We start from the raw sequence: 7,158 nt of genomic DNA, 5'->3' as shown, positions 1-7,158 counted from the left end.
CAACCGCTGATCACTGCTCGGCTTCACCCATCCCACACGTGGCACGGGCTCGAGAATAACAGCCGTGTGATTCTAAGTAAACGGTATTGCGGCTAACCCGGCAGCGGGATGATGACGCCCGGCAGGATTTCGATCTGGGTCGGCGCCGGGACTGGTGCGGGCACCGGCGGAACGGGCGGGACCGGGACGGCCGGGGGCGGAACCTCGACGGGCGCGGGAGTGGGCGCGCCGGGCGGCGGGACAACCCCGCTGGTGCCGGTTCCCGTTCCGTCGCCGCTGGTTTGACCGGTCCACGTCGGCACACCGGCTTGGCCGCCGATCGGGTCGGGCCACGGGAAGTCTTCCCAATCGGTGTCATCGAGGGCGCCGTCCATCGTGTCTTTCCAGATGTCGGACGGCAGACCCGAACCGTAGACCAGCCCACCCCAGCTGTTGTTGATGGCGGTCGCATCGGCCTTGCCGATCCACACCGCTGTCGACAGCGACGGCGTGTAACCGACCATCCAGGCGTCCTTGTTCTCACCGGTGTCCCCGAGCTGCGCCGTCCCGGTCTTCGCCGCGGACGGGCGTCCCCCGGCCAGCGCGTGGCCCCGCGAGTAGGAGGCGATCGGCATCAGTGCCTGACTGATGTTGTCGGCCACCGCGGCATCGAGCCGGCGCTCACCCGGGCTGGGTGCGCGGTCCAGGAGCACGACGCCGTCGGCGGTCACGACCCGCTGCACGAAATACGGCTGGTGATAGATGCCCGACGCCGCGAGTGTCGCGTACGCGGACGCCATGTCGATCGGCCGCGACAGGTACTGGCCGAGCACGATGCCGCCCTCGGGTTCGCCGCCGTTCTCGCTGAGCGTCTTGCCCTGCACCCCGGGAATGAACTCCGGGATCCCCGCCTTGTGGGCGGCGTCGGCGATGGCCTGCGGACCGTTGTCCAGCGACATCATCAACCGGTAGAAGCTCGTGTTCAGCGACCGCTTCGTCGCCTCCGCGATGGTGCAGGTGCCGCAGGACTCGCCCTCGACGTTGCCGATCTGCACGGTGCCGACGGTCAGCGGTGCACTGCTGAAGCGGGCGGAGAGGGGGATGCCCTGCTCCAGCGCCGCGGCCAGGCCGAACACCTTGAACGATGACCCGGTCTGCAACGGCGCCTGGGCGTAGTCGAAGCCGGCGCCGTCCTCGCCGCCGTAGTACGCGCGCACACCGCCGGTGCGGGGGTCGATGGACACGACCGCGGTCCGCAGCCCCGGATCCTCACCTTCGAGGTTGTCGTGGACGGCGTCGATCGCGGATTGCTGCGCCCGCGGGTCGATCGTGGTGGTGATCTGCAGCCCCTCGGTGTTGAGGGTCTGCTCGGAGATCCCCGCATCCGACAACTCGCGCAGCACCTGGTTGCGGATCAGGCCGTCGGGACCCGGCGCGGAGTTGGCGTCGGTGGGCCGGTTGGACGGCGCGGTGACCGGGAATTCCGCCGCACTGCGGTCCTGCTGACTGAGCACACCCATCGCGACCATGCCGTCGAGGACGTAGTTCCAGCGCGCCTGCAGCTGGTCGAGGTTGGCCTCGGGGTCGAGGTAGGACGGGCTCTGGATCACGGATGCGAGCACCGCACCCTCGGCCACCGACAGGTCGCCGACCGGTTTGTCGAAGTAGGCGCGCGACGCCGCCTCGATGCCGTACGCGCCGCGCCCGAAGTAGATGGTGTTCAGGTAGGCGGCGAGAATCTCGTCCTTGGACCACTCGCGAGCCATCTTGGTGGAGATCACGAGTTCGCGCATCTTGCGGTACACGTTGCGGTCCGCGCCGACCAGCACGTTCTTGACGTACTGCTGCGTGATCGTCGACCCGCCGCCCGCGCTTTCCTTGCCGAGGACGTTGTCGCGGGCGGCACGCATGAACCCGGTGACGGAGAAGCCGGGGTTGGAGTAGAAGTTGCGGTCCTCCGCCGACAGGACGGCGTCGCGGATGTGCTGGGGAATGGCGTCGAGCGCGATCTCGGTGCGGTTGCCCTCCGGCGGGATCACCTTGGTCAGCTCGGTGGTGCCGTCGGCAGCGAAGACGGTGGCCACCTGGTTGGTCTTCATGTCCGACGGGCGCGGGATCTCGGCGCGGACGTAACTGACCAGGAACGCGACGAGGGGGACGACCAGCAGCAATGCGATCACGACCAGGCTCACGCGGCGGACCGTGCGCCACCGGTTGCGCTTCTTCGTCCCGTCCGGTGATGGAGTGCTCGTGTCAGCCGAACCGTCGTCTACGGGCGGTGTGGCCCCCGGATCGGGGGCATGATTGCCCGTCTCGTCGTTGCCAGAGCTCACTTACACACTCCCGGTCAGTTATCCGGTCACGGAGGATCATCGCACCCACCCGTACGTATGTTATGTGAACGGCCTCCAGTGTGACGCGCGCCGCGCTAACGCTCAGCAAATATCCATACCGACCGTACTGTTTCAGCGCACCCGATTTCGGGCGACGATCGCCAGCGCCGACAGCACCAGGCAACCGAGCAACACCAACGCGGGGGTGACGCCGGGGTCGCCGCGGACGACCTCGACGACCGCGGCGATGAACGCCATCACCGTGAAGAACCCGAGGATGCCGATCAGAACCTCGAGCCGCTGCCGCTTCGCCACCGGATGCACGACCGGCCCCTAACTCTTCACGCCGCCGGCCGTCAGGCCCGACACGATGCGACGCTGGAACAGCAGCACCATGATCACCAGCGGAATGGTGACGATCGTGCCCGCCGCCATGATCGCCGCGTACGGCACGACGTGCGGGTCGTTGCCGGAGAACCGGGCGATCGCGACCGTGACCGGTTCGGTGGCGTCGCTGGAGAGTTGGCTGGCGAGCAGGTACTCGTTGACGGTCGCGATGAACGCGAGGATGGCGGTGGTGAACAGGGCGGGCGCCGCGAGCGGCAACATCACCAGACGGAACGCCTGACCGCGGCTGGCGCCGTCGATGCGGGCTGCCTCCTCGAGCTCCCAGGGGAGTTCCTTGAAGAACGACGTCAGCGTGTAGATGGTGAGCGGCAGGACGAACGAGATGTTCGGGATGATCATCGCCTGGTAGGTGCCGATCCAGCCGATGTTCGTGAACAGCTGGAACAGCGGAGTGACGAGGGCGACGACGGGGAACATCGACGCGCCGAGCACGATGCCGACCACCACGTACTTGAACCGGAACTCGATGCGGGCCAGCGCGTAGGCGGTGAAGATGCCGACGGCGAGGGCGACGACGGTGGTGATTCCGCCGATGATCATGCTGTTGACGACGGCCCGGGTGAAGTTGTTGCCGCTGCTCGTCGACAGTGCGTTCTGGAAGTTCTCGAGCGTGAGGTGGGTGGGCCAGGGTGTGGTGTCGAACGTGTAGTCGGGGTCGCGGAACGCCGTCACGATCATCCAGTAGAACGGTGCGAGCCCCCAGACGAGGATGATCGCGACACCGATGTAGATGCGGGAGTTCTTGAAAGCGAACCGCTTCGGACGGTTGCGGGGGACGGGCCTGCTCGGGAGTTCGAGCTCCGGGGCGCGATGGGTCACGGCTTCGGCCCCTTTCGCTGGGCTTCCTGAGTCTCGACGGCGTTGGCGCCGAGGAACTTCACGAGGACGAACGCCACCGCGAAGATCAGGAGGAACGTGATGGTGGAAAGTGCGGACGCACTGTTGAACCCTTGCCGCACCTGGTCGACCACGAGGATCGACACCGTCGTGGTGGCGGGGTTGCCGCCGGTCAGGATGGCGGGCAGGTCGTACATGCGCAGGGCGTCCATCGTGCGGAACAGGATCGCGACCATCAGCGCCGGCTTCACCAGCGGGAGCGTGATCTGCCGGAACCGCTGCCACGCGGAGGCGCCGTCGACCCGCGCCGCCTCGTACACGTCCTGCGGGATCATCTGCAGTCCGGCGAGGATCAGCAGGGCCATGAAGGGGGTGGTCTTCCAGACGTCCGAGATGATCACCGCGAATCGGGCGGGCCAGGCGTCCGACGTCCACAGGATCTCGGTGCCGAGGAGGCGGTTGGCGATGCCGTCGTAGGCGAAGATGAAGTACCAGAGCTTGGCGGTGACCGCGGTCGGGATGGCCCACGGGATCAGGACCGCCGCACGCAGCAGGGCGCGGCCCTTGAACGTCTTGCCCATGATGATCGCCATCCACAGGCCGATCGCGACCTCGAGGCCCACCGTGACGACGGTGAAGAACGCTGTGTTCCCGACGGCCGACCAGAACTGCGAGCCGAGCGTGCCGGGCGGGCACGCCACCGCCACGCCGCTCGGGGAGGTGCACTGCTGCAGAATCCAGTGCGTGTAGTTGGTGAACCCGGCCCAGCCGCCCTCGACGAACATGCCGGTCGTCGGATCGAGTCCCGCGTCCTTCTGGAACGACATCACCACTGCCCGGATCACCGGGTAGCCGATGACGACGGCCAGCACAGCCAGCGTCGGGACGACGAACAGCCACGCGCGGCGACTGCTCAGCCCAAAGCGCCGCCTGTTCTCGCTCTTCTCACGCGTCCCGCGGCCGGGGTCGGAATCCCCGGCCGCGGGACGGGCCGGCGCTCCACTGGTGGTCCCAGTCGGAACGGCCATGTTCACTCCTGTGCTCTACGAGCCTGCGGACTGGATGCCGGACTGCATGTCCGTGATCGCCTGATCCACCGACTTCTCGCCCTTGATGGCAGCGTAGGCGTTGTCCTGCACGGCCTTCGACACAGCGGGGTAGAACGGCGTGACCGGACGGGGAACGGCGTTCTCGATCGACACCTTCAGCGTCGGCATGAACGGGTAGGCCGCGATGATCTCCGGGTCGTCGTACAGTGCGGCGCGGACCGGCGGCAGCGAGCCCATGGCGATGATCCGCTGAGCCTGCTCACCCTGCAGGAAGGTGAGGAAGTCGCGGGCCGTCGCCTTGTTTTCGGAGTACGCGCTGATGGCGGCGTTGTAGCCACCGAGGGTCGAGGCGCCGATGCCGTCCTTGCCGGGCAGCGGGGCGACCGCGAACTTGCCCTTGACCGCGGACGAATCCTTGTCGGCCGTGCCGTACACGTAGGGCCAGTTGCGCAGGAACAGCGCCTTGCCGTCCTCGAACGCCTTCTGGCTCTCCGGCTCCTTGAACGTGGTGTCCTGGGCCGGGATGTCGCCGTCCTTGAAGTTGTCGACCAGCACCTGCAGGCCGGCGCGGGCCTCGGGGCTGTCGATGGTCGGCGTCTTGCCGTCCTCGCCGACGAACGAGCCGCCGTACGCGTTGATGACCTCGGCGGTGTTCACCGTCAGGCCCTCGTACGGTGCGAACTGACCGGCGTAGCAGTCGATGTTGTTGGTCTTCGCGACCTCACACGCGGCGGCCAGCTCGTCCCACGTCTTCGGTGCGGCGGGCAGCAGGTCGCTGCGGTAGTACAGCAGGCCGCCGTTGGTGTTCTTCGGCGCCGCGTACTGGGTGCCGTTGTAGGTGGCGCTGTCGACCGTGGCGGGGAGGATTCCGGTGTTGTCCACCGCGAACTCGCCGGTCAGCGGCTGCAGCCAGCCCTTGGCCGCGAACTCCGCGGTCCAGGGGACGTCGAGTGCCACGACGTCGTAGTCGGACTGCTTGGCCTGCAGGTGCTGGACCAGGTCGTCGTGCGCCTGATCGGCGTCGTTCGACTGCTCCTTGAACGTCACCTGCTCGTCCGGGTGCTCGGCGTTCCATGCGTCGATGATCTGGCGGACGACACCGGTCTCGGTGGTGTCCTTGCCCTCGACGTACGTGATGGGTCCGCGACCGTCGAGGTTCTCCGACGTGGAGTCGCTGCCGCTGTCGCTCGAGCAAGCGGTGAGCGTGACCAGCGAGGCAGCGGTGGCAAACACCGCGGCGCGCCGGACCGCTCTCGAAATCTGAACCATGGAGTCTCCCCGTAGGTAGATGTGGATGAACCCGTTACCGGCACGACGGAACTCGGGGCACCGGCGCGGTGTCGGAACATACTGTGGCATGGAACACCGTCGAAGGCCCGCATTACCCCCGACCTGAATCGGTCAGGAACCGCTCCGGCCACCGCGGGGTCAGCTCAGCCGGTAGCCCTCGGACGCCGAGAACAGGTGCACCTGGGACGGGTCGACGTGCAGTTTCACCAGGTCACCCTTGCGGGGTGGGTTCCGCCAGTCGGCGCGGGCCACCAACTGCTGCGTCTCCCCGTTGACGGTGCTGCGGCCGTAGATGTAGGCGTCGGATCCGAGTTCCTCCACCACCGCGACCTCCATCGGGATGCCGGTGGTCGACAGTTCCAGGTGTTCGGGGCGGATCCCGACGACCACCTGACGCTCGTCGCTGTCGGCACGCAGCTGCCGGGGCAGCGGGATGGTCGCGTCGCCGAGCACGACGCCGTCGGACGTGATCGGCAGCGTGAAGAGGTTCATCGACGGCGACCCCATGAAACCGGCGACGAACACGTTGACGGGCTTGTTGTAGAGGTCGCGGGGCGACGCGCACTGCTGCAGCACCCCGTCCTTCAGCACCGCCACCCGGTCGCCCATCGTCATGGCCTCGACCTGGTCGTGCGTCACGTACACCATGGTGGTCTCGAGGCGGCGCTGCAGCTGCGCGATCTGGGTGCGCGTCTGCACCCGAAGCTTGGCGTCGAGGTTGGACAGCGGCTCGTCCATCAGGAACACCTGCGGCTGCCGGACGATGGCGCGTCCCATCGCGACACGCTGCCGCTGGCCGCCGGACAGCGCCTTCGGTTTGCGGTCCAGGTACGGCTCGAGGTCGAGGAGTTTCGCCGTCTCCTCGACGCGCGTGCGGATGTCGTCCTTCGCGGCGCCGGCGAGCTTGAGCGCGAAACCCATGTTCTCGGCCACCGACATGTGTGGGTACAGCGCATAGTTCTGGAACACCATCGCGATGTCGCGTTCCTTGGGTTCCTGGGTGGTGACGTCGCGGTCACCGATGAGGATCCGCCCGCTGTGGACGTCCTCGAGCCCGGCCAGCATCCGCAGCGACGTCGACTTGCCGCAGCCGGACGGGCCGACGAGGACCAGGAACTCACCGTCCTCGATCTTCAGGTCGAGCGTATCGACGGCCGGCTTGTCCGAGCCGGGGAACAGGCAGGTGGCACCGTCATAGGTCACTGTGGCCATGAACGTCGAAGTCCCTTCTACCCGGCGCCGCGCACAGGTTCGTGAAAATG

Annotated in this window: 6 protein-coding genes; all 6 read right to left on the bottom strand. The window is 67.3% G+C overall.

The window, feature by feature from the left end:
• Nucleotides 1-92: 92 nt before the first annotated feature.
• The 6 genes from ACFWAY_RS34735 to ACFWAY_RS34710 all read right to left on the bottom strand — a co-directional run bounded on the left by ACFWAY_RS34735 (nucleotide 93) and on the right by ACFWAY_RS34710 (nucleotide 7,108).
• Nucleotides 93-2,312, bottom strand: coding sequence for a transglycosylase domain-containing protein (locus ACFWAY_RS34735; protein WP_378513720.1), 2,220 nt, complete (start codon nucleotides 2,310-2,312; stop codon nucleotides 93-95).
• Between the two features lie 132 nt (nucleotides 2,313-2,444).
• Entirely contained in the window at nucleotides 2,445-2,636 is a 192-nt protein-coding gene (locus ACFWAY_RS34730) for a hypothetical protein (RefSeq protein ID WP_378513719.1), read from the bottom strand.
• Between the two features lie 9 nt (nucleotides 2,637-2,645).
• The gene (locus ACFWAY_RS34725; RefSeq protein ID WP_378451238.1) at nucleotides 2,646-3,539 is read right to left on the bottom strand and encodes a carbohydrate ABC transporter permease; all 894 of its coding nucleotides are present in this window, start codon (nucleotides 3,537-3,539) and stop codon (nucleotides 2,646-2,648) included.
• Complete coding sequence (locus ACFWAY_RS34720) at nucleotides 3,536-4,585, bottom strand: carbohydrate ABC transporter permease (RefSeq protein ID WP_378513718.1); 1,050 nt, start codon at nucleotides 4,583-4,585, stop codon at nucleotides 3,536-3,538. Before ACFWAY_RS34720 ends, ACFWAY_RS34725 begins: the two co-directional genes overlap by 4 nt.
• 15 nt (nucleotides 4,586-4,600) lie before the next feature.
• Nucleotides 4,601-5,875 (bottom strand): ABC transporter substrate-binding protein, encoded by a 1,275-nt coding sequence (locus ACFWAY_RS34715; RefSeq protein WP_378451240.1) that lies wholly within the window; start codon nucleotides 5,873-5,875, stop codon nucleotides 4,601-4,603.
• A 159-nt stretch (nucleotides 5,876-6,034) separates the two neighbouring features.
• Nucleotides 6,035-7,108 carry an ABC transporter ATP-binding protein gene (locus tag ACFWAY_RS34710; RefSeq protein WP_378451241.1) on the bottom strand — a complete coding sequence of 358 codons (1,074 nt, stop codon included), beginning with the start codon at nucleotides 7,106-7,108 and terminating at the stop codon, nucleotides 6,035-6,037.
• Nucleotides 7,109-7,158: the final 50 nt, after the last annotated feature.

This window comes from Rhodococcus sp. NPDC059968 (genome assembly GCF_042738615.1).
Taxonomy (GTDB): Bacteria; Actinomycetota; Actinomycetes; order Mycobacteriales; family Mycobacteriaceae; genus Rhodococcus_F.
Note: the sequence above shows the minus strand (reverse complement) of the source record. Positions and strands in the feature narration are given on the sequence as shown.

Coding starts and splice junctions, on each gene's coding strand:
- ACFWAY_RS34720 (WP_378513718.1), bottom strand. CDS start 4,585: ATGGCCGTTCCGACTGGGACCACCAGTGGAGCGCCGGCCCGTCCCGCG.
- ACFWAY_RS34715 (WP_378451240.1), bottom strand. CDS start 5,875: ATGGTTCAGATTTCGAGAGCGGTCCGGCGCGCCGCGGTGTTTGCCACC.
- ACFWAY_RS34710 (WP_378451241.1), bottom strand. CDS start 7,108: ATGGCCACAGTGACCTATGACGGTGCCACCTGCCTGTTCCCCGGCTCG.